17 protein-coding genes are annotated in these 22,359 nt (G+C 76.7%); 5 read left to right on the top strand and 12 right to left on the bottom strand.

Translation table 11 applies throughout. The features are described 5' to 3' along the window. Position 1: 1 nt before the first annotated feature. From ACFU9A_RS20455 to ACFU9A_RS20430, 6 genes are all read right to left on the bottom strand, one after another. On the bottom strand, positions 2 to 1,912 hold the full coding sequence (locus tag ACFU9A_RS20455) for a glycosyltransferase (RefSeq protein ID WP_430577141.1): 1,911 nt from the start codon (positions 1,910 to 1,912) through the stop codon (positions 2 to 4). A gap of 44 nt (positions 1,913 to 1,956) precedes the next feature. Continuing rightward, positions 1,957 to 4,149, bottom strand: a complete 2,193-nt coding sequence (locus ACFU9A_RS20450) for a polysaccharide pyruvyl transferase family protein (protein ID WP_430577140.1) — start codon at positions 4,147 to 4,149, stop codon at positions 1,957 to 1,959. Further along, a complete protein-coding gene (locus ACFU9A_RS20445) occupies positions 4,139 to 6,940 on the bottom strand; it encodes a glycosyltransferase (protein ID WP_430577139.1) in 2,802 nt (933 codons plus the stop codon). Before ACFU9A_RS20445 ends, ACFU9A_RS20450 begins: the two co-directional genes overlap by 11 nt. A gap of 16 nt (positions 6,941 to 6,956) precedes the next feature. Further along, the gene (locus ACFU9A_RS20440; protein ID WP_430577138.1) at positions 6,957 to 8,429 is read right to left on the bottom strand and encodes a polysaccharide pyruvyl transferase family protein; all 1,473 of its coding nucleotides are present in this window, start codon (positions 8,427 to 8,429) and stop codon (positions 6,957 to 6,959) included. Between the two features lie 143 nt (positions 8,430 to 8,572). Further along, complete coding sequence (locus ACFU9A_RS20435; RefSeq protein ID WP_430577137.1) at positions 8,573 to 8,794, bottom strand: Trm112 family protein; 222 nt, start codon at positions 8,792 to 8,794, stop codon at positions 8,573 to 8,575. Then, entirely contained in the window at positions 8,791 to 10,224 is a 1,434-nt protein-coding gene (locus ACFU9A_RS20430) for a phosphomannomutase/phosphoglucomutase (RefSeq protein WP_430577136.1), read from the bottom strand. The genes ACFU9A_RS20435 and ACFU9A_RS20430 overlap by 4 nt, the downstream gene beginning before the upstream one ends. Before the next feature lie 92 nt (positions 10,225 to 10,316). Here ACFU9A_RS20430 and manA point away from each other — a divergent pair, with 92 nt between their 5' ends. After that, complete coding sequence (manA, locus tag ACFU9A_RS20425) at positions 10,317 to 11,525, top strand: mannose-6-phosphate isomerase, class I (protein ID WP_430577135.1); 1,209 nt, start codon at positions 10,317 to 10,319, stop codon at positions 11,523 to 11,525. A gap of 42 nt (positions 11,526 to 11,567) precedes the next feature. On the opposite strand, the gene ACFU9A_RS20420 is transcribed toward manA, so the two are convergent. After that, a complete protein-coding gene (locus tag ACFU9A_RS20420; protein ID WP_430577134.1) occupies positions 11,568 to 11,924 on the bottom strand; it encodes a DUF3499 domain-containing protein in 357 nt (118 codons plus the stop codon). 209 nt (positions 11,925 to 12,133) lie between these two features. On the opposite strand from ACFU9A_RS20420, the gene ACFU9A_RS20415 reads away from it, so the two are divergent. Then, positions 12,134 to 12,508: a metallopeptidase family protein gene (locus tag ACFU9A_RS20415; RefSeq protein ID WP_430577133.1), complete on the top strand. Its 375-nt coding sequence runs from the start codon at positions 12,134 to 12,136 to the stop codon at positions 12,506 to 12,508. Positions 12,509 to 12,535: 27 nt separating this feature from the next. Here ACFU9A_RS20415 and ACFU9A_RS20410 read toward each other — a convergent pair whose 3' ends face one another. The 3 genes from ACFU9A_RS20410 to ACFU9A_RS20400 all read right to left on the bottom strand — a co-directional run bounded on the left by ACFU9A_RS20410 (position 12,536) and on the right by ACFU9A_RS20400 (position 18,036). After that, complete coding sequence (locus ACFU9A_RS20410) at positions 12,536 to 14,173, bottom strand: DUF5719 family protein (protein ID WP_430577132.1); 1,638 nt, start codon at positions 14,171 to 14,173, stop codon at positions 12,536 to 12,538. 32 nt (positions 14,174 to 14,205) lie between these two features. After that, positions 14,206 to 17,508, bottom strand: coding sequence for a glycosyltransferase (locus ACFU9A_RS20405; protein WP_430577131.1), 3,303 nt, complete (start codon positions 17,506 to 17,508; stop codon positions 14,206 to 14,208). Positions 17,509 to 17,700: 192 nt separating this feature from the next. Beyond that, the gene (locus ACFU9A_RS20400; protein WP_380244291.1) at positions 17,701 to 18,036 is read right to left on the bottom strand and encodes a WhiB family transcriptional regulator; all 336 of its coding nucleotides are present in this window, start codon (positions 18,034 to 18,036) and stop codon (positions 17,701 to 17,703) included. Between the two features lie 163 nt (positions 18,037 to 18,199). On the opposite strand from ACFU9A_RS20400, the gene ACFU9A_RS20395 reads away from it, so the two are divergent. Continuing rightward, entirely contained in the window at positions 18,200 to 18,970 is a 771-nt protein-coding gene (locus tag ACFU9A_RS20395) for a TIGR03089 family protein (protein ID WP_430577130.1), read from the top strand. Between the two features lie 55 nt (positions 18,971 to 19,025). Next, complete coding sequence (gene rfbA, locus ACFU9A_RS20390; RefSeq protein ID WP_430577129.1) at positions 19,026 to 19,889, top strand: glucose-1-phosphate thymidylyltransferase RfbA; 864 nt, start codon at positions 19,026 to 19,028, stop codon at positions 19,887 to 19,889. Between the two features lie 52 nt (positions 19,890 to 19,941). Here rfbA and ACFU9A_RS20385 read toward each other — a convergent pair whose 3' ends face one another. Continuing rightward, positions 19,942 to 20,700, bottom strand: a complete 759-nt coding sequence (locus tag ACFU9A_RS20385) for a class I SAM-dependent methyltransferase (RefSeq protein ID WP_430577128.1) — start codon at positions 20,698 to 20,700, stop codon at positions 19,942 to 19,944. A 53-nt stretch (positions 20,701 to 20,753) separates the two neighbouring features. Continuing rightward, entirely contained in the window at positions 20,754 to 21,587 is an 834-nt protein-coding gene (gene rfbD, locus ACFU9A_RS20380; protein ID WP_430577384.1) for a dTDP-4-dehydrorhamnose reductase, read from the bottom strand. 147 nt (positions 21,588 to 21,734) lie between these two features. On the opposite strand from rfbD, the gene ACFU9A_RS20375 reads away from it, so the two are divergent. Then, positions 21,735 to 22,352 carry a dTDP-4-dehydrorhamnose 3,5-epimerase family protein gene (locus ACFU9A_RS20375; protein ID WP_430577127.1) on the top strand — a complete coding sequence of 206 codons (618 nt, stop codon included), beginning with the start codon at positions 21,735 to 21,737 and terminating at the stop codon, positions 22,350 to 22,352. Positions 22,353 to 22,359: the final 7 nt, after the last annotated feature.

The raw sequence follows: 22,359 nt of genomic DNA, 5'->3' as shown, positions 1-22,359 counted from the left end.
GTCACTTCCTCCGGTTCCGGTAGTACTGGGCGAGGATGCCGCTGCCGACGGCGACGGTCGCGACCGGGCCCTTGGCCCGCTCCAGGGTGCGCAGCGCGTCGCGTCGCCGGCCGAGGCGCATGGACGCGACCGCGAGCTGACGCTGCTCGGCGGTGGTCAGCCGCCGCTTGCCCGCCGTCTCGGCGAGCAGGCGCGCCGCGGGCTCGGGCCGGCCCTGCGCCAGGTGGGCCCTGACCGTCCGCAGCACGTCGGCGGGCGCCTCGGCCGTGGTCGTGGAGAGGTCGGTCTGGCGGCGCAGGTCGCGGATCAGCTCGTTCTTCTCCGTGTCGGCCAGGTAGTCGAGCCACTCGAGGTCGAGGGTGTCGTACCGGTCGTCGCCGCCCGCCGGCTCCCACGGCTTCTTGCCCACGTAGTGCAGCACCCGCACGTCCTCGTCGTGGAAGAGCGCCGGGTGGTGGGCGAAGATCCGCTTGGTCGTGTTGTCCTCCGGCGGCAGCGCCCGCCACGAGTCGAAGAAGACGTTGAGGAAGCCCTGGTCACCGCCGTCGTACGACGGGGTGTGCGCCAGGCGCGACATCATCGCCTCGAACGTCGCGTACGACGGCGTGAAGGCGAACACGCCGGAGTTGAAGACGTCGGGGTTCGGCGCGTCGAGGCCGGCGTCCGGGACGGCGGCGAAGTCGTCGCCGGCGAACAGGTCGTCGACGTTCCGGCGCACCACGGCGTCGCTGTCGACGTAGACGGCGCGGTCGAGGAAGTCGAGCCGGAAGACGTGCAGCTTCGTGTAGGTGGCGGCGAACCGCTCCTGCACCTTCTGCTTGCGACCGCCCCGCAGCACGGGGTTGGCGATGGGCGGGACGTCGAGGGTGAGGATGCCGCTCGCCGCGAGCGCCGCCTTGTCGGCGTCGGGCGTGCAGAGCGCGACCAGCGGCACGTCGCTGACCCGGCGCAGGGAGTTCGCGAGCGCGCGGGCGCCGTGGTGGTAGGAGCCGGAGACGACGGTGACGTACGCGCACCGCCGCCCGTCGACCTCCTTCCACAGGGGGCCGTCCACCCTCGGCACCGTGAGCGCCTGGACGCCGCCGGTGGCGGGCAGCTCGATCTCGACCGTGTCCTTGGTGGCCCCGACGACCGACCCCTCCCCGGGGGCGAGGGCCGGGCGGTCGGCCGGCAGGTCCTCGGCCGGGGGCACGTACAGGTGCAGCATCTCCGACTGGCTCACCGAGCGGACGGTGGCCTCGGGGTACGCGGCCAGGCACGAGCGCAGGAACGCGATGTCGGTGTCGAGCCCGTGCGCCGCCTCGTAGCCGGGCGCGGCGTCCTTGGCCTGCAGGCCCAGCTCGGCCACCTGCGGCATCGTGTACCCGTAGCGCACGTCCTTCGACTCGTACAGGTCGACGCCGGCGAGGTAGATCTCGCGGAACCCGACGCCGAGCCCGAACGCCAGCGCCTGCATGCCGGTCGTGGGCAGGCCGGGGCGGCTCATGAAGTGGCGCGCGAGCCGCGGGTTGCGGGCCGGCACGGCCCAGGAGTCCAGCTCCTCGACGTCGGTGAGCGGCTCGAGCCCGTACCGGTCGCCGTCGCGGTGCGCGGCGTGCCGCATGGGGGACGCGAGGCGACGCACGTCGTAGCGGCCGGACCGGATCTCGTCCTGCAGCAGCTTCTCGAGCCGCTCGTGCGGGACGGCGCTGAACCACGCGTCGACGCGGTCGCCGAAGTGGTAGTTGCTCTCCAGGAAGAACCAGTTCATCCGGAAGACCACGGCGTCGGCGGGGATGCGGTGGTAGGGCGGCATCGCCGAGGACGGGCCGTTGCCGACGACGAGCAGCGGCCGGTCGGTCAGGTCGGCGAACGAGGCGATCTCCGCGTCGCCCGGCTCTCGGCCGAGCGGGACGCTCCGCATGGTGGGCATCGAGGGCTCCTGTCTGGGTCGGTGCTGCTGTGCTGTCGGTGCTGTCAGTGCTGGTGGTGCGCGGCCGCCGGCACCGGGCCGGCGGCCCCCGTCGGGGCGCCGAGCGCGGCGGCCACCCGCCCGGCGGCGTCCTGGACGTGCGGCAGCAGCGCGAGCTGCCGGTCGCGGACGTCGTCGCGGTACTCCTGCTCGCGCGCGAGGACGTCGAGCGCGCGCTCGGCGACCCGCTCGCCGAGCCGGGGGCCTGCGACGTCGAAGCCCCACTCCGGGCGCCCGACGTCGTCGAGGAAGTAGCGCATCTTGGGGTGCGAGACGAGGCTCAGCACGGGGGTGCCGAGGCCGAACGGGACCATCGTGGCGTGGCCGCGCATGCCCACGACGAGCGACGCCCGGCGGTACACCCCGAAGGCCTCGTCGGGCGCCATGAGGTGCAGCTCGTCGACGGGGAGGTCGAGGTCGTGGGCCGCGCGCAGGTCGTCGGCGAGCCGCACGTCCCCGCGGGTGTGCGCGACGACCCGCACCTCCGCCCCCGCGGCAGCGGCGCGGGCGGCGAGGTCGCGGACCTGCGCGAGGAACGCGGGATAGCCGTCCTTGAAGCGCCGGGCCGAGCGGTCGAACGCCGCGTTGAGCAGGACGCGGCCGGACCCGACCTCGGCCGGCGGCAGGTCCGGGTGCAGCCGCTCGTAGACCGTGGTGGGGCAGGGCACGAAGCGCACCCTCTCGGCCAGGTCGTCGGGCAGCAGCGCCCGCACCCGGTCCATCGAGCCGTGGTTGCGCAGCCCCACGAGCTCGGCGCGGCGCGCCAGCGCCAGGAGGCCGTCCCGGAAGCGGGTGCCGTGGAACTCCTGCCCGTCGAACAGGTTGTACCCCACCGCGAGCACGAACAGGGGCACGTCGAGCGCCGCCAGGGACGCCGCCGGCACGTTCCACTGCCAGCCGCTGTGCCCGTTGGGCGCCGTGTCGGGCAGGAACAGCCCGCCACCGCCGACGACCAGCGCGCGCTGCGCGTTCGCGACGCGCACCCGCTCGGCGTCGAAGAGCTGGTGCGCGTGGAACGGCACCCAGGCGGTCGGGCCGGCGGCCGACCCGACGGCCTCGCGCACCGCGAGCGGGAGGGCGACGTCGCCGAAGTTCTCGCCGTCCTGGACGTAGAACGCCACGTGCCCGATCCCGCCCGCCGGGGCCGCGTCCGCGGGCGGCGTGACCGGGTGCTCGCCGCGGTGCTGCAGGCCGCGGGCCACCCGCCGGGGCGCGCCGGCGCGCAGCGCGGCCCGCGCCTCGCGGACCGTCGCCGGGCCGTCGTGCGTCACCCAGGCGGCCCGCGCGGCGAGCACGTGGGCGTCGGCCACCACCCGCGGGTCGTCGGCGGTGGCGGCGAGCCGTGCCACGGTGCGCGCCTCGGCGTACCGGCTGGTCGCCGTCAGGCTCGTGGCGAGCTGGAGCAGCACCCCGCCGGTGAGCGCCTCCGGCCGCGCGGGCAGGGCCGTGAGCTCGTGCAGGGCGCCGTCGTGGTCCGCATCCGCGGCGCGCGCCGCGGCCCGCGCGAGCACCTGGTTCACGCCGTCGGCGTCGAGGCCGGACGCGGCGAGGTGCCGGCCCGCGAGCAGCGGGTCGAGGACGGGGTCGAGGCCGCTCGCGTCGCCGTCCGCGACCGCGGCGGCCACGTACCGCGCGGCCTCCGCCGCGACCGCCCCGGGCCCGGTGCCCGCCGGCTCCCACCAGGGCGCCGCGAGCACGTCGGCGCGCGCGGCGGCGGCGCGCGGGGTGGTCGCGGGCGCGGCCGCCACGGCGGCGCGCAGCGCGAGGCCGCGGCGGGCCGCGGCCACCTGGCCCCGGGCGGTGTCCCGGCGGCGCTCCTCGGTGCCCTCGGCCGCGGCGGTGAGCCGGGCCTCGGCCGCGGCGTCGTCCCCGTCGAGCAGGTGCAGCCGGGCGGCCAGCTCCTGCGCGGCGCGGTCGCCGTCGCGGGCGGCCAGCAGCCCGACCAGCGCGCGGGCGTCGTCCGCCCGGCACGCGTCGAGGCGGGCGCGGGCCAGGTCGTGCACCGCCGGTCGCACCCCGTCCACGCGGGTCCAGTCGCGCAGGCCCAGCCGCAGCGCCGCGCGCACCGCCGCGGGGCGCGTGGGCGCCAGCGCCGCCGCGGCCCCGTCGCCCGCCGCGCCGAGCACGGCGAGGGCGCGGGCGTTGCCGCGCGCCACCGCACGGACTCCCCCGACGCCCCGGCCCCGGTCAGCCGGCACGGGAGACCCTCCTGCGCTCCTCGACGGCGGCGCCGGCCTCGTCCCAGCGCTCCCGCTCGAGCACGTAGCGGCCGGCGTCCCACGGCTTCTGGTGCCCGGCCCAGTGCAGGATCCGCGGCTCGCGCACCGTCTCCTGCGACGGCCACATGTTCCAGGCCGGGTCGAGCCGCCGGTAGCCGGACCCGGCGTAGCAGTTGAGCACCTCCTGGTCGTTGAGCCCGTAGTGCTCGACGAACGGCACGAACCGCCGCGTGAACTCGTCGGCGCGCATCCGCGCCAGGTCGAGCACCAGGATGCCCGCGTTGAACGCGGCGAAGTCCCCCGGGTGCCGCGCGTACATGGTGCGGAACAGCTCGTTCGCCGCCCCGGGCGAGGCGCTGAGGCGGCGTCCCGAGCGCAGCAGGTTGCCCAGGCCGGACCGCACCCCGTGGCCGACCGACGCGCGGGCCGCCAGCGGCGCCCCGTCCAGCTCGACGTCGTGCAGCGTCGCGAGGTCGACCAGCGTCAGGGCGTCGATGTCGTGGTAGACGAGCCGGTCGACGTCGGGCAGCAGCTCGGGCAGGAGCAGCCGGTCCATGGTCGAGACGGTGATGTGCGACAGCATCCCGAGCACCGGGCCGTAGTCGATGTCGTCGCAGGCGATCCACTCGAACGTCACCTCGGGGAACAGCGCGGCGAGCCGGTCGTGGTCGGCCCCCGTGTGGTCGCGGGTGAGCGCCACCACGTGCAGCGGCCGCGCGGTGCCCGCGACCATGCCCTGCACCACGACCTCCATCTGCGCCTTGAGGTTCGCGTCGAGGGCCACGGCGGCGTGCACGGGCTCCCCCGGCCGCGGGGTCGTCGCCGGCACGACGACGCGCGACTCGCGGGCCGTGCGGCAGGCCGCGTCGACGTCGAACGACAGCGGCAGCTCGGCGGCCGGCCGCTCGAACGCGGCCTTGGCCCGGGCGACCTCCGGCGCGCACGCGGCGCGCCAGGCGGCGTAGACCTCGTCGGCGGGCGCGCCGGACAGCAGCAGCCCGACGCTCGGCGCCAGCAGGTCGCGGATGCGCTCGCGCATCGCGCGCAGGCCGTCCTCGTCGGCGTCCAGCAGGCCGGCGAACCGGACGTCCGCCCGGTTGCGCGGCGTGAACGTGACGGGCGCGCCGATCGACCACGACGGCAGGTAGCAGTGCAGGCGCGACGTGACGATGCCGCCGTACGACGTGCGGTACTCCTCCAGCAGCCCGAGCGCCTCGCGCACGTTGGGCACCATCGGCGTCCAGCGCACGTCCTCGCGCGCCTGCGTGATGGTGAGGTCGTCCGGCGACGGGGCGGCCGTGTCCACGTAGACCGTGGGCGACCCGGGCGGCGCGGAGGTCGTGCGGTCCGGGAAGACGGTGTCGATCGTCGTCGTGAGGCAGCCCGAGAAGAAGGCCGGCACGCCCTTGTTCAGCAGCAGGAAGACGGTGTTCCAGTCGCGGCAGCCCACCGGGCCGTGCGCCGTGAGGTACGCGACCGCGTCCTCGGTGAGCATCGACGGCCGGTTGACGTGGAACGAGACGAACAGCGGGTTGACGTTCGCGTGGAACGGGAAGTCGTACCGCAGCCCGAACGCGCTCTGCATGTACCAGCCGAACGCGATGGCCCACGTGTTCTCCGGGACGGCGTCCAGGCTGGAGGCGTCCCGGTTCACGACCGTCAGCTCGACGTCCGCGCCGGGCCCCTCGACCCGCAGCTCCGGGCGGACCCGCTCCCCCAGCTCCGTCACGACCTGCGCGAGCTCCGGGTCGCCGTGGAACGTCAGGCCCGTGTGCCGCACCAGGTGGCCCAGGCTGGCGATGGTCTGCACGTAGTCGCCGAGGTTGGACGACGTCGTCGACTCGTCCGGCTGCTTGTAGTCGATGACGCCGAACGACACCCGTCCGGCCGGCACCGCGGCGGGCTCCTGCGGCGCTGCGCCGCGGGCGGCCCAGGTGCGCAGCAGCGCCGCGCGCCGTGCGCCGGCCTCGTCGAGGCCGCCGGCCGCCCGCGCGGCGTCCAGGGCCCGGACCGCCGGGCCGTGCTCGTCCGCCGCGAAGAGCACCTCGGCCAGCTCCACCAGGGTCGGCGCGTCGGTCACCGCCGCGTCGTCCAGCCAGCGCACCGCCCTCGCCACGGCCTCCGGGTCGTCGACGCGCACCCCGACGCGGGCGTACTCCGCGGGCGCGAGCTGCGCGACCAGGTCGGCGGGCACCTCCGCGAACAGGTCGGCGGCCAGGTCGAACAGGTCCTGCCGCGCCGCGACCAGCGCGCCGCCCAGCGCGCCGGCGACCCGGGACTCCGGGCGGGCGTAGAGCGCGTGGCACAGCGCCCGCGCGTCGACGTGCCGGTCCCGCAGGAGCGGGCGGACGGTCGCGACCACGGCGGCGGGCAGGTCCAGGCCCGCGCGCAGGCCCGCCGCCAGCGCCGCCTCCCCGCGCGTCTCGGTGGCGAGCCTGTTCCAGCGCCGGTTCGGCGTGCCCGCGTGGCCGGGCATCGTGTCCTCGTCGATCCCGCGCACCGCGGCGACGAGGCGACGGTAGGCGAGCTGGTACCGCTCGAGCTCCGCCGTGGCCGCGGCGAGCCGCTCGGCCTGCCGGGCGAGGTCGCGCTCCTGCACCCGGCCGCGCTCCTCGAGCGCGCGGCGGCGCCCGCGCTCGGGGTCGGGCGTCCCCGTGAGGCGGTCCGCGGAACGCGCCAGGTGGCGCAGGCCGCGGCCGGGGAGCCGCCGCAGCGGCGCGCCCTGGGGCGTGGCCGCGGGCCCCGTCGTCAGTGCTGGTGCCTGGGTCATCTGCGTGGTCTCCTGCTCAGCGCGGCCGGACGAGCCGGCGCGCACGGTTCGCGGCGCGCGACACCAGCGACCCGCGGGCGACGGACGCCCGCGCGGCCCGCAGGGTGGCGCGCACCTGCTCGATCTCCGCACCGAGGGTGCGGAGCTGGGCGTCCTTCGCTCCGAGCTGGCGCTCCTTGGCGCCGAGCTCCTGCTCCTTGGCCCGCAGGCGCTCCTCGGCCTTGGCCTTCTCGAGGGCGGCGTCGTACGTGCGGGCCGCCAGGCGCCGCTCCTTGGGCGTCAGCGGCGTGAACGACGGCTCGACCGCCACCCCCGTGAGGCGCTCGTAGATCGTGGCCAGGTTCGCCAGCGTCGTGTCGTACAGGCCGCGGCGCGTGACGGCGAGCTCGTCGCGCAGCTCCCCCTGCCGCTCCGTGACGTCGTGCACCGTGCGGTAGAGGTCGTCCGTGAACGTCCCGGCCCGCGGGTCGAGCGCCCACTCCGCGTGCCCGATGTCGGTCGCGAAGTAGCGCGTCTTGTGGTGCACGTAGAGGGACAGGGGGATCGTGCCCATGCCCAGCGGCACCATCTGCGCGTGCCCCCGGGTGCCGAGGATGACGGGCAGGCCGGCGAACTCCTCCACCCCCTGGAAGAGCACGTCACGGCTGCCCCACAGCACCCGCTCGGAGTCGACGAGCCCGCGCTCCGTCAGCACGTCGTGGAAGAGCATGTCGGCGCGCGCGTGCGGCACGCTCACGAGCCGCCACCCCTCGCCCTTCAGCCTGGCGAGGACGTCCGCCTGGTCGGCGTAGATCCGGTCCCGGTCGAAGCCCGCGGCGATCTGCCGCTTGCCGATGATGGACTCGACGGCGAGCACCTTGCCGTCGCCGGCGTCGAGGTGCTCGCGGTACAGGTCCGGGAACAGGAACGACGAGATCGTCGTGGGGCACGGCTGGTACTCGACGCGCTCCGGGTCGTGGTCCACGTACTCGCGGATCGTGCGGACGGACCCGTGGTTGCGCAGCCCGAAGAACACGGACTTGTCGAGCGTCAGGTTGAGGTGCTCGCGGAACGGCTCCGCGAAGTCCTCCTGGTCGATGAACCGGTTGTTGCCGACGGCGAAGACGACGATCGGCACCTCGAGGCGGCGCAGCTGCTCCAGGGAGATGTTCCACTGCCAGCCGGATCGCGCGTTGGCGTTGGTGTCGCGCAGGAAGAGCCCGCCGCCGCCCACGACCACCGCGTCGAAGTGCTCGTTGATGTGGTCGACCAGCTTCGGCCCCACCGGGTCGCGCAGGGACCGGCTGCCGGCCACCTCGAAGCACGCCCCGCCGGCGAACCCCTCGAAGGTCTCGCGGACGGCCTCGAACAGCAGGGTGTCGCCGTAGTTCCCGTACGTCTTGATGTCGAAGTGGAACAGGCGCAGGCGGCGCTCCGGCCGGGCGGCGCGGGAGGCGTCACGGGACGGGCCCGGCCGGGCGGGGCGTACGGCGGCGGCGTGAGTCGGCACGGCGCGAGCGTAGGCACCGGATGGCCGCCGCAAGGCCGGAAACCGGCGGGATCACCGGCTGCTCATCGAGTGTTCATCTGCGCGCCACGGTGCGCTCCGTGGGTGTTCGCCGGGGCCCTCGGGAGGGCCGCCGAGAGGGCCCGTCAGAGGGGTCGCGCGTCGCTCTCCAGGAGCACGGGGATGCCGTCGCGCACGGGGTACGCGAGCGGGCGCTCCGGGTCGGTCGAGCGCAGCTCGGGCTCCCCGTCCGGGCCGACGGCGTCGACCAGCTCGGCGCCCGTGACGGGGCAGCGCAGGATGCCGCGCACCCACGGGTCGACCGTCGCCGCCCCCGGGGCGCCGGTGCCGTTCGTGCCGTCGCTCATGCGTCCTCCGTCCGCCGCACGAGCGACAGGACGTCGTCGCGCACCTTGACCATGATGTCCTCGTCCGCCGCCTCGACGTTGAGCCGCAGCAGGGGCTCCGTGTTCGACGCCCGCAGGTTGAACCACCACTGCGGGTGGCCGTCCCAGTGGGCCACGGTGAGCCCGTCGAGCTCGTCGACGTCGGCCTGCGGGTAGGCGGCGTCGTACGCCTCGCGCACCCTCCGCGTCGCGGCGGCGGCGTCCGGCACCGTCGAGTTGATCTCCCCCGACGCCACGTACGGGGAGTACATCTCCGCCAGCACCGACAGGGGGTGCGGCTGCCCGCCCAGGGCGGCCAGCACGTGCAGGGCCGCCAGCATGCCCGTGTCGGCGAAGAAGAAGTCGCGGAAGTAGTAGTGCGCGCTGTGCTCGCCGCCGAACACGGCGTCGTGGGAGGCCATCTGCGCCTTGATGAACGAGTGCCCGACGCGGGTGCGCACGGTGGTGGCGCCCGCGGCCCGCAGCAGGTCGGGCACGGCGCGGGAGGTGATGAGGTTGTGGATCACCGTGGGGGTGCGGCCCGCCTCGAGCTCCTTGGCCACCTCGCGCAGCCCGACCAGCGCGGTGACCGCCGACGGCGACACCGGGTCGCCGTGCTCGTCGACGACGAAGCAGCGGTCGGCGTCCCCGTCGAACGCCAGCCCGAGGTCGGCGTCGTGCTCCACGACGGCGGCCCGCAGGTCCTCGAGGTTCTTCGGGTCCAGCGGGTTGGCCTCGTGGTTCGGGAAGCTGCCGTCCAGCTCGAAGTACAGCGGCACGACGTCGAGCGGCAGCGCGGGCAGGCCGGCGGCGGTCCCGAGCACCGCGGGCACGGTGTGCCCGGCCATGCCGTTGCCGGCGTCCACCACGACCTTGAGCGGCCGGATGCCGGAGACGTCCACCAGGCCGCGCAGGAACGCGGCGTAGTCGGCGAGGGTGTCGGCGTCGGTCACGGCGCCCGCGGCGGGCGCCGTCTCCTCCGCGGCCGGGTCGTCCAGGAGGCGCTGGGCCAGCTCGCGCACCTCGGTCAGCCCGGTGTCCTGCCCGACCGGGCGCGCCCCGGCGCGGCACAGCTTGATCCCGTTGTAGACGGCGGGGTTGTGCGACGCGGTGAACATCGCGCCGGGCGCGTCCAGGGCGCCGGACGCGTGGTACAGCCCGTCGGTCGAGCACAGGCCGATCCGCACGACGTCGAGCCCGGCGGCGGCGACGCCCGCGGTGAACGCCTCGACCAGCTCGGGGCCCGAGTCGCGCATGTCGTGCCCGACGACGACCCGGCTCGCCCCCTCGGGCGCCGCCACCACGCGGGCGAAGGCCGCGCCGATCGCGCGGGCCACCTCCGGCGAGAGCTGGTCCGGCACGGTGCCGCGCACGTCGTACGCCTTGATGATGGTGGCCAGGTCGATCGTCACGTCCACAGCGTACGTGCCCCCTCCCGCTCCGGGCGGGTGGTTCTGCCGCGCCCGCGGGCTCCGACGGCCACGCATGTGGAAGGGTGGTGCCCGTGCCCGAGCTCTACCCGCTGGAGAACAGCGTCCAGCACAACGACTGGGGCTCCCGCACGCGGATCCAGGAGCTGCTGGGCACCGTCCCCGACGGCACGCCGGCCGCCGAGCTGTGGCTCGGCGCCCATCCCAGCGCACCCTCCCGGGTGGACGGCGGCGGGTCCCTGCTCGAGCTCGTGCGCTCCGCCCCGGACGCCATGCTCGGCCGCCGCGTCGCCGACGAGTACGGCCCCCGCCTGCCCTACCTGCTCAAGGTGCTCGCCGCGGACCGCTCGCTCTCCCTCCAGGTGCACCCCAAGCCGCACGCCGCCCGTGCCGGCTTCAACCGCGAGAACCGGCAGGGGCTGCCGCCGGGCGACCCGTGCCGCTCCTTCCACGACGACCAGCACAAGCCCGAGATGGTGGTGGCCCTCACCGAGTTCGAGGGCCTGGCCGGCTTCCGCGCACCGCGCGCCGTGCTCGACCTGCTGGACGGGCTCGACGGCGCCCTGGTGGGCGACGTCCGGGCGCTGCTCGCCGCCGACCGGTCGCCCGGTGGGGTGAAGGCCGCGTTCACCCGCCTCGTCGTCGCGCGCCACGACGCGGGGACCCCGGACGACGTCGCGACGACGGTCGCCGCCGTCACCGCCCGCCTCGCCTCGGGCTCGCCGTCGTCCCGCGCCGACGCGACCGTGCTCCAGCTCGCCACGGAGCACCCCGGCGACCCGGCCGCCCTCGCGTCCCTGCTGCTCAACCGCGTCACCCTCGACCCGGGGCAGGGCCTGTTCCTGCCGGCCGGCGAGGTGCACGCCTACCTGTCGGGCCTGGGCGTGGAGATCATGGCGTCGTCGGACAACGTGCTGCGCGCCGGGCTCACCACCAAGCTGGTCGACGAGGAGGCGCTCGTCGAGTGCGCGTCGTTCGTGCCGCGGCCGCCGCAGCCGCCGCGCACCCGCGCCGCCGGCGGGCGGGGGCAGGTGACGACCTACCGGGCGCCGGTGCGGGAGTTCGCGCTGACCCTGGCGGACGTCGGCCCGGACGAGAAGGTCGAGCTGCCCGCGGAGGGGCCGCGCATCGTGCTCTGCCTGTCGGGCGACCTCGAGGTCGGCGCCGAGGGGTGCCCCGCGCCCGCGACGCTCGGCCGCGGCGCCTCGGTCTTCGTCCCGCACGACGCGGGCCCGCTGCGGCTGTCCGGCTCCGGGCACGCCGTGTGCGCCTGGGTGCCCTGACCCGCGGCCAGGGCGGGGAGGCGAACGGTCAGGACCGCGAGGTCAGTCGGCCTCGCGCAGCACGCGCAGGTGGCCGCGGCGCGCGGTCTCGGTGACGGACGCCGGCTCGCCGGCCGGCTCCTGCCGCACCCGGCCGGCCTCGCGCACCGCCTCCGCCAGCGCGGACAGGTCGTCGGGCGACGGCGCCGGTTCCTCGAACGCGGGGGTGAGGCGCACGACCTCCCACCCGCGGGGCGCGGTCAGCCCTTCGGCGTGCTGGGCGCACAGGTCGTAGCTGTGCGGCTCGGCGTGCTGCGCGAGCGGACCCAGCACGGCCGTGGAGTCCGCGTACACGTACGTGAGCGTCGCGACCGCCGCATGCGTGCATGCCGTGCGCGAGCACTGCCTCACCGATCTCACGTCCGGGACAATACGCCGAGGCGGGGTGCCCGCGCGCGGGGCTCGCCGCGCCGGCGCCGCCGTGATCGCACCGTGACCCGTGATCGGGCCCCCGCCCGGCATAGGCTCGTCGGGTGCACCACGCCCCCGACCCCGCACCCGACCGCGACCCCGTGCCCGTTCAGGAGCCCGGGCCCCCGGTGCGCCGTCGCGACCGTCGGGGACGGGGCGTGCGCGGCCCCCTGCTGCCGCCGGGGATGCCCGCGCACCGCACCCGCGCCGAGCAGTTCGACGACCTGGTGCTCGACGTCGTGGAGTCGCTGCAGCGCCGGTGGGGGCCCCAGCTCGCGGGCACGGAGTTCGCCGTCGAGGACGTGCCGCCGTCGGAGCCCGCGCCGTGGGAGGCCGACGGCGTGCCGCTGGGCCGCTGCTTCCCCGCCGAGTCGGGCCGGTCGGCGCGCGTCGTCGTCTACCGCCGTCCCGTGGACTTCCGCGCCGCCGACGACCTCGACCGGGCCGACCTGGTCCGCGACGTCGTCGTCGAGCAGGTGGCGCACCTCCTGGCCCGCACGCCCGAGGAGATCGACCCCGGCTACGACTCCTGACCGGCCGAGCGCCGCCGGGTCAGGTCGTCAGCCGGCGTCGACGGCGCGCACGTCGACGGCGCCGGGGGTGGTGACCGCCGCGGTCGGCGCGACCGACGCGACGAGGGTGCCCGCGGACCCCGTGCCGTCGTCGGCGCGCAGCACCGCCGCCCACGCCACCGCCACGTCACCGCCCTTCGCGTCGCCCCGGTCCACGCTCACGCCGGCGGGCACGGTGCCGTCGTCGACGACGCTCGCCAGCGCCACCGAGGCCGTGGCCCCGGCGGTGAGGTCGACCTCCGTGCTGCCGATCTCGGCTCCCGACGCGTCGTAGACGCGCAGCGTGACGGGCACGCCGCCGGTCGGGTCGGTGTCGGGGCCGCGCTCCGCGGGCAGCGCCGACAGCACGACCCCCGTGCGCACCCCGCCGGGCACGCCCAGCTGGCCGGCGGCCCCGGCGGCCCCGGCGGCCCCGGTCACGGCGACCGGCTGCCCGGCGGACCAGGCCACGTCGTAGGGCGTGCCGTCCACCACCGAGTCGTCGGGCTGCGCGCCGGGCTGGTCCGACCGGGCCGCGCCCACCACGGGCACGTCGGCGTCCACCACCACCGTGTACGCGCCCTCGGGCAGGCCGCCGAGCGGCACGTCCGTCACGACGCCGGCCGGCAGGTCCACCTCGTCGGCGCCGCGCAGCACCACGGGCCCGGACGGCCCGTACACCGTGACCCGCGCCGTCCCGTCGGCCTCCCCCGGCACGAGCACGCGCAGGCGCGGCGCGTGCGGGTCGTCCACCGCCTCGCCGCGGCTCAGCACGGCGCCCACCGCGAAGGACTCGCGCGGCGTCGCGCCGGGCGTCAGCAGGTCGACGCCGGCGGGCAGCAGCCCGTCGATCGCCTGCGTCTGCAGTGCCGCCGTCACCCGGGCGCCGGAGGCGCGCACGTTCACCGCGAGCCGGTCCTGCTCGGGGGCCGCGGACTCGAGCCGGGTCGTCACCTGGTCGTGCGGCGCGACGGTGAACGTGCCGCTGCCGCCGAGCGCCACCGGCCCGTTCGGGCCGTACACGTCGAGGGCGACGGTCGCGGGGCGCTCGGACGGGTTCTGCACGGTGAGGGTGGCCGTCTGGCCCACCTCGGTGCCGCCGCCCACGAGCCACAGGGACGTCGACGGCGCGGCGCACGACCCGGCGCCCAGCCCGCGCAGGTCGCCCTGCGTCGTGACCGACGCCGTCGTGCCCGCGGCGCGGAACGGCTCGTCGGCCACGGGCGTCGCCCGCAGCACGCGGGTCCCGGTCACGTCGGCCTGCTGCGCGGCGCCGGCGTCGCCGACGGCCAGCGGGTCCGCGGACCTCCCGTCGAGCCCCGTCGTGCGCACGCCCTCCTCCGCCCCGCCGAGCACGACCGCGCCGAGGCGGCTGGTGGTCGGCACGGGGGTGGCGTCGAACTGGGAGTCGCCGACGTCGGCGCCCTTCGGCAGCGCGACGGGCGGGGGGCACACGAGCGTGACGTCGGCGGGCTGCACGCCCACGGTGCGCGTCCCGGCCGCGACGGCCCGCTGCTCCGCCCCCGTCCAGGACTGCGCCCACTGGTCACCGAGCACGGCCACGGCGGCGAGCGCCGCCACGGCCGCCAGCCCCGTGACCGCCGCCGTCGTGGCGCGCACCCCGCGCCGCACCCGGGTGTCCCGCACGTCCTCCCCCGTCCTTCCGCTCCGTCGCGCCGTCATCGTCCGCGCCGCCGTCCGACGGGCAGCGCCAGCAGCGCGTGCACCAGGAGCACGACGCCCGCGAGCGCGAGCCACGCGGTGCGGTGGGGCGACTCGTAGACCACCTGCACGCGGCCCGCCTCGGGGCCGACCGCGAAGGCCTGCGTGCCGCCGGCGTCCACGGCGGCCAGCCGCCGCCCGTCGAGGGTCGCGCGCCAGCCCGGGTCCGCCGACTCGGCGATCCGCAGCGTGCGCTCCTCCCCGCCCTGGGCCAGCCGTGCGCTCGCGCCGGTGCCGTCGGACGGCAGGGTCCGCACGGCGCTCTTCGGCGCGAAGAACGGGGTGGGCGTGCCGTCGGCGTCGCCGCTGCCGCGCAGCACCGTGGCCCAGCCGGGCGCCGGACCGTCGGTCGTGACGCGCCACACCAGCGCACCCTCCTCGGTGACCCGGGCGAGCCCGGGCACGAGGTCGAGCGTGGTGACGAGGTCCGCGTCGCCGCCGGCGGGGACCTGCACGGCGCCGATCCCCAGCGCCGCGAGCCGGTCGGTTACGTCGGCGGACCGACCCGTGGCGACCTCGGCCACGACCTGGTCGAGCAGGGCGGTGTCCGCGCGGTCCGGGCCGGCGACCACGCCGGCGGCGCGTGCCCGCACGATCGTCGACGAGTCCTCCAGCCGCGTGCCGTCCGCGTGCAGCAGGGCGTAGTCGACCACCGCCGCCCCCGACGCACCGCCGGGGGTCGCGCCGTCGCCGCCGGGCTGGACCCGGTCCACCTGCAGCACGCGCGCGGAGCGCGGCGGCGCCTGCATCTGCGTGCCGACCGCGGGGACCACGGGCTGCTCCGCGGCGCGCAGGTCGCCGACGGCGCCCCCGCCGGTGGAGCCGAGCACCCACGAGCCGAGCTGTGCCGCCGGCAGCGCGAGGGCCAGCACGCCGACGGCCACCACCCCCGCGGACCCGACGCGCTGCAGCCGGCTGCGCTCGGGCCGCACCACGGGCGCCGCCGTCGGCACGCGGCCGGTCGACGGGAGCGCGCAGATCGCGGCCGCACCCAGCGCCAGGAGCAGCACCGAGAGCCCCACGCCGGGCCAGCCGGTGACTCCCGCGGCGGCCTCGTCCGTCGTCGTCCCGCTCGCGACGACGGTCGCGACCGCCACCACCGAGGTGCCGAGACCGGCGGCCGCGGCCAGCCACGCGAGGCGCACCCCGCGCACCGCGCGGCGCCGCACCAGGGCGACGGCGGCGAGCACGAGGACGGCCGCGCCCAGCAGCGCCGGGCCGACCACGGCGAGGCGGCCGAGCACGCCGTCGGTGCCCAGCCACGGCTCGAACCAGGCGGTGTCCCCCGGCAGGCCGAGCAGCAGCTCGACGGCGGTGGGCGTGCCCTGCGCGGCCACCGGGGCGCCCGGTTCCGCGACCAGCAGCCGCCACCCGCCGCTCGACCAGCTGCCGAGCACCTCGCCCCAGAACGGCAGCGGGACGACGACGGCCGGCAGCAGCACGAGCAGCAGCGACCGCCACGAGCGCCGCACGACGAGGGCCCCGACGCCGAGGAGCACCGCGGCCACCGGCAGCAGCACCGGGGCCGCGCAGACGGCGACGGCGAGGAGCAGGCCGGCGGCACCGGCCGCCCCGAGCGAGCCGCGCCGCCGCACGGGCGTGTGCACGACGTCGCGCGCGTGCGCCCCGACGGTGCGCAGCACGGCGACGAGCAGCCACGGCAGGGTGAGGTGCACGAGCACGGCGCCGAGCCGGCCGGAGCCGAGCGACGCGAGGAACCCGGGCGCGGCCGCCCAGGCCAGCGCGGCGACGGCGCGCACCGCCACGGACCGGGTCAGGGATCCCGCGGCGAACCAGCCGCCGAGCGCGGCCAGGGGCAGCGCGGCGACCACGAGGGCGTTCACCGCCGTCTGCAGCCCGCCGCCCGCGACGGCGGCGAACGCGGTCAGGGGCATCAGGAGCGGGTCGGCGGCCGCGCGGACGCCGAGCCCGTCGCGCACCCACCCGGAGGTCGCGGCCTCCCACACGTCGCCGACGGTGCCGGGCGCGGGCAGCAGCCCGCCGCCCACGACCCGGCCGCCGTCGGCCAGCACGCCCTGCCACGGCCCGAACAGCGCGACGTCGAGCGCCACGACGGCCACCATGACGGCGGCCAGGACGATGCGCCGGGTCCCCGCGAGGCGGCGCAGGTCCGCGCGCTCGAGCTCGCTGGGCGCCCACCGCGCGCGCTGGGCCTCGGCCCGCGCCAGGCGCGCGTCCCGGCGCTCGCCGAACACCTGCCGCCAGGTGCCGAGCAGCGGCGTCAGCACCCGTCGCGGCAGCCGCCGGGTGCGGGCGGCCCGCCGCCGGGCGCGGTACAGCGGCACCACGCGCAGGGCCGTCACCACGGCCGCGACCAGCTCGTCGCGGGCGTGCGCGGGCCGCTTCAGCGCCAGGCGGTACATGGCCGCGAACGGCGCCCACACCAGCGTGGCGAGCCACACGAACGGGAGCAGCGGCAGCGGGGCGTCGACGAGCCGCAGGTACAGCTGGCTGCGGCGCCGGGCGTAGCGAGACGCCTCCAGGTCGGGGGCGGCGTCGGGGCGACCGCGCAGACCGAGCAGCGACGCCTGCGCGTGCCGCACCACCGCGTCGGGCACCACGACCACGCGGTGGCCCGCGAGCCGCGCGCGCCGGCACAGGTCCAGTCCGTCGCCGAACGGCCCGAGCTCCGGGTCGGTGCCGCCCAGCTCGGCCCACACGTGCGCGCGGACCAGGGCGCCGGCGAGGCCGACGGCGAGCACGTCCTCGCGGGCGTCGTGCTGGCCCTGGTCGATCTCCGTGTCGTCGATGCCGGTCATCCGCCGCCCCAGCGGGGAGACGGTGCTGCCGACCTCGACGAGCATGCTGGCCTCGGCGGCGGGGGTCCCGTCCGCGGCGACGGGCCAGCGGCGCTGCTTGCAGCCCGCGACGGCGACCGCGCTCGAGTGCTCCACCGCGCGCAGCAGGCGGGCGAGGGCGTCCGGGTCCGGCGCGGAGTCGTCGTGCAGGATCCACAGCCACCCGGTCTCGGGCACGCCCACCGCCTCGTTGGCGCGGTCGACGGCCTCGCCCAGGCTGCGGACGCCGGCAGCGGCGACGAAGCGGGCGCCGCCCAGGCGCAGGTCGGGGTGGAGCGCGGTGGTCTCCGAGGCCCCGACGTCCACGACGACGACCTCGTCGGCGACGCGCTCCTGGCGCGCGAGCGCGTCGAGCGTCGCGTCGAGGAACGGCGTGCGTCCACGGGTGACGACCACGGCCGTCACGGTGACCACGAGCGGGACGGCGCCGGTGCCGTCCATGCGGTCACCGGCGGCGGGAACGGGCGCGACGGCGGCGGTCGCGCCCGGAGGTGCGACCTCTCCGCCGGGGCGGGCTGGGGTCGGGTGCGGAGCAGTCATCCTGCCCGCCATGATGCGACGGGCCCCGATCCCGTCGTGGGATATCCGACCCGTGCGTGTCGGGCCGGACATCCCCTCCGGTTCAGCGCTCGGTCAGACGGCGCGGCGCTTCAGCTTGCGGCGCTCCCGCTCGGAGAGCCCGCCCCAGATGCCGAACCGCTCGTCGTTCGCGAGCGCATAGTCCAGGCACTCGGCCCGGACCTCACATGACGTGCAGACCTTCTTGGCCTCGCGCGTGGACCCGCCCTTCTCGGGAAAGAAGGCCTCCGGGTCGGTCTGGGCGCACAGGGCTCTTTCCTGCCACCCCAGGAGAGTCTCGTCGTCGACCGTGGCGTCACCGAACAACGGCAGCACCGGCGCTACGCGCTCGGGCTCACGACCGACGTCTGACGGGAAGACCCCCCGGTCCCCATCGAGCAAGTTCCACATGGCGTGCCCCTCCATGCCGTTCTTTAGGGAAACTGCATACCTGGAATTACACGCGTGTCTTTCGAAGGCGTCAAGTCGAAATGTGCTAGTGATCTCGATCTCCACCGCCCATTCACATGCGCGGCGGCCGTCGACCCTCCGGTGCCCTCGTAGGCTGACCTGCGTGAACCCGCTCCCCGCCGCCCACCGGACACCGTCGACGATCTCGCAGATGCTCGATCTTGTCGTGTCGGACCCGGGCCGCCCGCGGCTCACCTGGTACGGCGACGGCGGCGAGCGCGTGGAGCTCTCCGGTGCCGTCCTGCAGAACTGGGTGAACAAGACCGTCAACCTTCTCGTCGAGGAGTTCGACGCCGCCCCGGGCACGGTCGTGACCCTCGACGTCCCGGCGCACTGGCGCGGCGTGCTGTGGGCGCTGGCGGCGTGGCGCTGCGGGGCGACGGTGCGCCTCGCGGGCGACACGCCGGCGGCGGGCGGCGACGTCGTCGTCACCTCCCGCCCCGAGGCCTGGTCCGACGTCCTGTCCGGGCCGGGGGCGGCGGACCTCGTGGCGGTGGCCCTGCCGGCCCTGGCACGGTCCTTCGACGGCGACCTCCCCGCCGGCGCCGTCGACGCCGCGGGCGCGGTGATGACCTACGGCGACGTCATCGGCTGGGCGCCCGAGACCGACCCCGCCGCCACCGCGCTCGAGGCGGCCGGCGCCGACCCCGCCGCCTTCGCCGACCTGCTGGCCGCGCCTCGGCCGTCCGCCGAGCGCGTCCTCGTCGACGGCTCCCGGCCCCTCGAGGGCCTGCTGCGCGACCTGCTCGCCACCTGGGCCGCCGACGGCTCCGTGGTGCTCGCGTCCGCCGCCACCGCGGCCGAGCTCGCGGCGGACCCCGCACGCCTGGCGCGCCTGCGCGAGACGGAGCGGATCACCGCCGCCGACGACTGAGCCGCACGCGAGTTCACCCGGCCGGCAGCGCCCGGGTGCAGCACAATGAACTGCCATGCGCGGCATCATCCTGGCCGGCGGCAGCGGCACCCGCCTGCACCCCATCACGCTCGGCGTGAGCAAGCAGCTCGTGCCCGTCTACGACAAGCCGATGATCTACTACCCGCTGTCCACGTTGATCCTGGCGGGCATCCGGGACGTCCTGGTCATCACCACCCCGCACGACGCGGAGCAGTTCCGCCGGCTCCTCGGCGACGGCTCCGAGTTCGGCGTCTCGATCGAGTACACGGTCCAGGCGGAGCCGAACGGCCTCGCCCAGGCGTTCGTGCTCGGGGCGGAGTTCGTCGGGCAGGACGAGGTGGCCCTCGTGCTCGGCGACAACATCTTCTACGGGCCCGGCCTGGGCCGGCAGCTCACCCGCTTCCACGGCCTCACCGGCGGCGCCGTCTTCGCGTACCGCGTCGCCGACCCCACCGCCTACGGCGTCGTCGAGTTCGACGACGCCGGCCGCGCCCTCTCCCTCGAGGAGAAGCCCGTGCACCCCCGGTCCAGCTACGCCGTCCCCGGCCTGTACTTCTACGACAACGACGTGGTCGAGATCGCCCGGGGCCTCGAGCCGTCCGCGCGCGGCGAGTACGAGATCACGGACGTCAACCGGGAGTACCTCGACCGCGGCACGCTGCAGGTGGAGGTGCTGCCCCGCGGCACCGCCTGGCTCGACACGGGCACCTTCGACTCGCTCCTCGAGGCGTCGGACTACGTCCGCACGATCGAGCGGCGGCAGGGCCTCAAGATCGGCGCGCCCGAGGAGGTCGCCTGGCGCCGCGGGTTCCTCACCGACGACGAGCTGCGGGTGCGCGCCGAGAAGCTCGTGAAGTCCGGGTACGGCACCTACCTCCTGGGCCTCCTCGACCGCTGACCGGCGCCGCGCCACCGTGCGCCGGGCCCGTCCCGGCCGACGCGCGGGCCCGTCAGCCGCGCGGAGCCCGCCCCCACGCGACGAGTCCGGTCCCCGTGCGCGGGAACGCGCGCTGCGCGACGCGGAACGGCCAGGTCGCGGCGCGCACGAGCGCGCCCTGCGCCTCCGTCGTCGGCTGGAAGAGCCGTCCGCTGCGCGCGGTGCGGTCCGCGGTGCTGCCCTCCTCGCGCAGCCCGGGACGGCGGCGGGCGACCTGGTTGCGCGCCGCCTCCAGCGCGTAGCCGAGGGGGACGCCGTACAGGCGCAGGCCGACGTCGGTGAGCCCGGCCGCGACGAGCAGGTCGCGCAGGGCGCGGGGGTCGTAGCGGCGGAAGTGGCCGACGGCCTCGTCCATGGGGCCGAACCGGCGCTGCCAGGCAGGGGTGGAGAGCAGCAGCGTGCCGCCCGGGCGCAGCCGCGCCGCCCACTCGCGCAGGGCGGCCGCGTCGTCGTCGATGTGCTCGATGACCTCGAAGGCGCACACGAGGTCGAAGCGCTCGGCGGCGGGGAGGGTGTCGAGGGGGCCCTGGACGACGGTGCCGGGCACGCCCGCGTCGACGAGGCGCTGCTCGGCCACGCGGGCGCTGTCGGCGTCGAGCTCGACCCCGGTGTACGCGGCGGCGCGCGCGGCGAGGCGGACGCCGACGGCGCCCTGGCCGCAGCCGACCTCGAGCACGCGGCCCGCGGCTCCCGGCAGCAGCGGTTCCACGACGTCCCACCGCAGGCTGCCGTAGAGCGTGAGCGGGGGCGGGGTGGTGGCGACGGGTGGCACGGGCGCTCCTTCGTCCTCGACGACCATGGCGGCGGCCCCCTGACGGGGCGAGGTCAGCCTGCCAGCACGTCGGCCGCGGCGGCGTCCCACCGCGCGGCCCAGTCGCCGATCGGCTCGACACCGGCCGCCCGCAGCGCGTCGTGACCGAGCACGGACCAGGCCGGGCGGGCCGCGGGACGCACGAAGGCGTCGCTGGTCGTCGGGGTGACCCGGGTCCCGGTACCGAGGCCCGCCACGATGCGCCGCGTGAAGCCGTACCACGACACCTGCCCCGAGGCCGTGCCGTGGTACGTGCCCGACGGCGCCCCGGCCGCCACGAGGCGGACGATCAGGTCGGCGAGGTCGCGGGTCCAGGTGGGCTGGCCGACCTGGTCGTCGACGACGGCGAGCTCGTCACGATCGGCGGCGAGGCGCGCCATCGTCCTCGGGAAGCAGGCCCCGTGCGCGCCGTAGAGCCACGCGGTACGGACGATCAGGTGGTCCGGAGCCTCCGCGCGCACGGCCCACTCCCCCGCGGCCTTGGTGCGCCCGTAGGCGGACACGGGCGCCGGCGGCGCGTCCTCGGCGTAGGGGGCCGTGGCGGCGCCGTCGAAGACGTAGTCGGTCGAGACGTGCACCGTCCGCGCCCCGGCCGCGTGCGCGGCCCGGGCCACGAGGGCCGCGCCGACGGCGTTCACCCGGAACGCGTCCCCCTCCCGGGACTCGGCGTCGTCGACGGCGGTCCAGGCGGCGCAGTTGACCACCACGTCGACGTCGCGCACGAGCGCGGCCACCGCCGCGGCGTCGGTCACGTCGAGGTCCGCGCGACGGGCGGCGCGGACCTCCGCACCCGCGCCGCGCAGGACGGCCAGGAGGTCGCGGGCGAGCATCCCGCCCGCGCCGACCACGAGCCAGCGGGGCGCGGGAGACCCGGCGGGGGCGTCGGCGGAGGGGCCCGGGGCGGGGACGTCGGTGGCGACCGTGCTCACGCCTGCGATCCTAGGCGTGAGCGGCCCCGACCGGCCCGCTCCCACGCATCGTCCGAAGGAGCACCCGTGCAGTTCCGCGAGCTGGCCGTGCCCGGCGCCTACGAGATCACCCCCCGGCAGTTCGGCGACCCCCGCGGACTCTTCCTCGAGTGGTTCAAGGCCGGACCCTTCGCCGACGCCCTCGGCCACCCGCTGGACCTGCAGCAGGCCAACGCCTCCGTCTCCGCCGCCGGCGTCCTGCGCGGCATCCACTTCGCCGACGTCCCGCCCGGGCAGGCCAAGTACGTCACCTGCGCCGTCGGCGCCGTCCTCGACGTCGTCGTCGACCTCCGGGTCGGCTCACCGACCTTCGGGCGGTGGGACTCCGTGCTGCTCGACGACGTCGACCGCCGCGCCGTCTACCTCGGCGAAGGCCTCGGCCACGCCTTCCTGTCCCTGCAGGACGGCTCGACCGTGCTCTACCTGTGCTCCACCGGCTACGACCCCGGCCACGAGCACGGCATCCACCCCCTCGACCCCGAGGTCGGCATCGACTGGCCCACGACCGCCCGCGACGGCTCCCCGCTGACCCCGCAGCTGTCCGACAAGGACACCACCGCCCCCAGCCTCGCCGAGGCCCGGGAGCAGGGACTCCTGCCCACCCACGACGCCGTCCAGGACCACCTCGCGACGCTGCGCGGCTGACCCCGCC

The organism is Isoptericola sp. NPDC057653 (assembly GCF_042799955.1).
In the GTDB taxonomy this organism is placed as follows: Bacteria; Actinomycetota; Actinomycetes; order Actinomycetales; family Cellulomonadaceae; genus Isoptericola.
Note: the sequence above shows the minus strand (reverse complement) of the source record. Positions and strands in the feature narration are given on the sequence as shown.

Coding starts and splice junctions, on each gene's coding strand:
- ACFU9A_RS20455 (WP_430577141.1), bottom strand. CDS start 1,912: ATGCCCACCATGCGGAGCGTCCCGCTCGGCCGAGAGCCGGGCGACGCG.
- rfbA (WP_430577129.1), top strand. CDS start 19,026: ATGCGCGGCATCATCCTGGCCGGCGGCAGCGGCACCCGCCTGCACCCC.
- ACFU9A_RS20435 (WP_430577137.1), bottom strand. CDS start 8,794: ATGAGCGACGGCACGAACGGCACCGGCGCCCCGGGGGCGGCGACGGTC.
- ACFU9A_RS20400 (WP_380244291.1), bottom strand. CDS start 18,036: ATGTGGAACTTGCTCGATGGGGACCGGGGGGTCTTCCCGTCAGACGTC.
- ACFU9A_RS20405 (WP_430577131.1), bottom strand. CDS start 17,508: ATGGACGGCACCGGCGCCGTCCCGCTCGTGGTCACCGTGACGGCCGTG.
- ACFU9A_RS20445 (WP_430577139.1), bottom strand. CDS start 6,940: ATGACCCAGGCACCAGCACTGACGACGGGGCCCGCGGCCACGCCCCAG.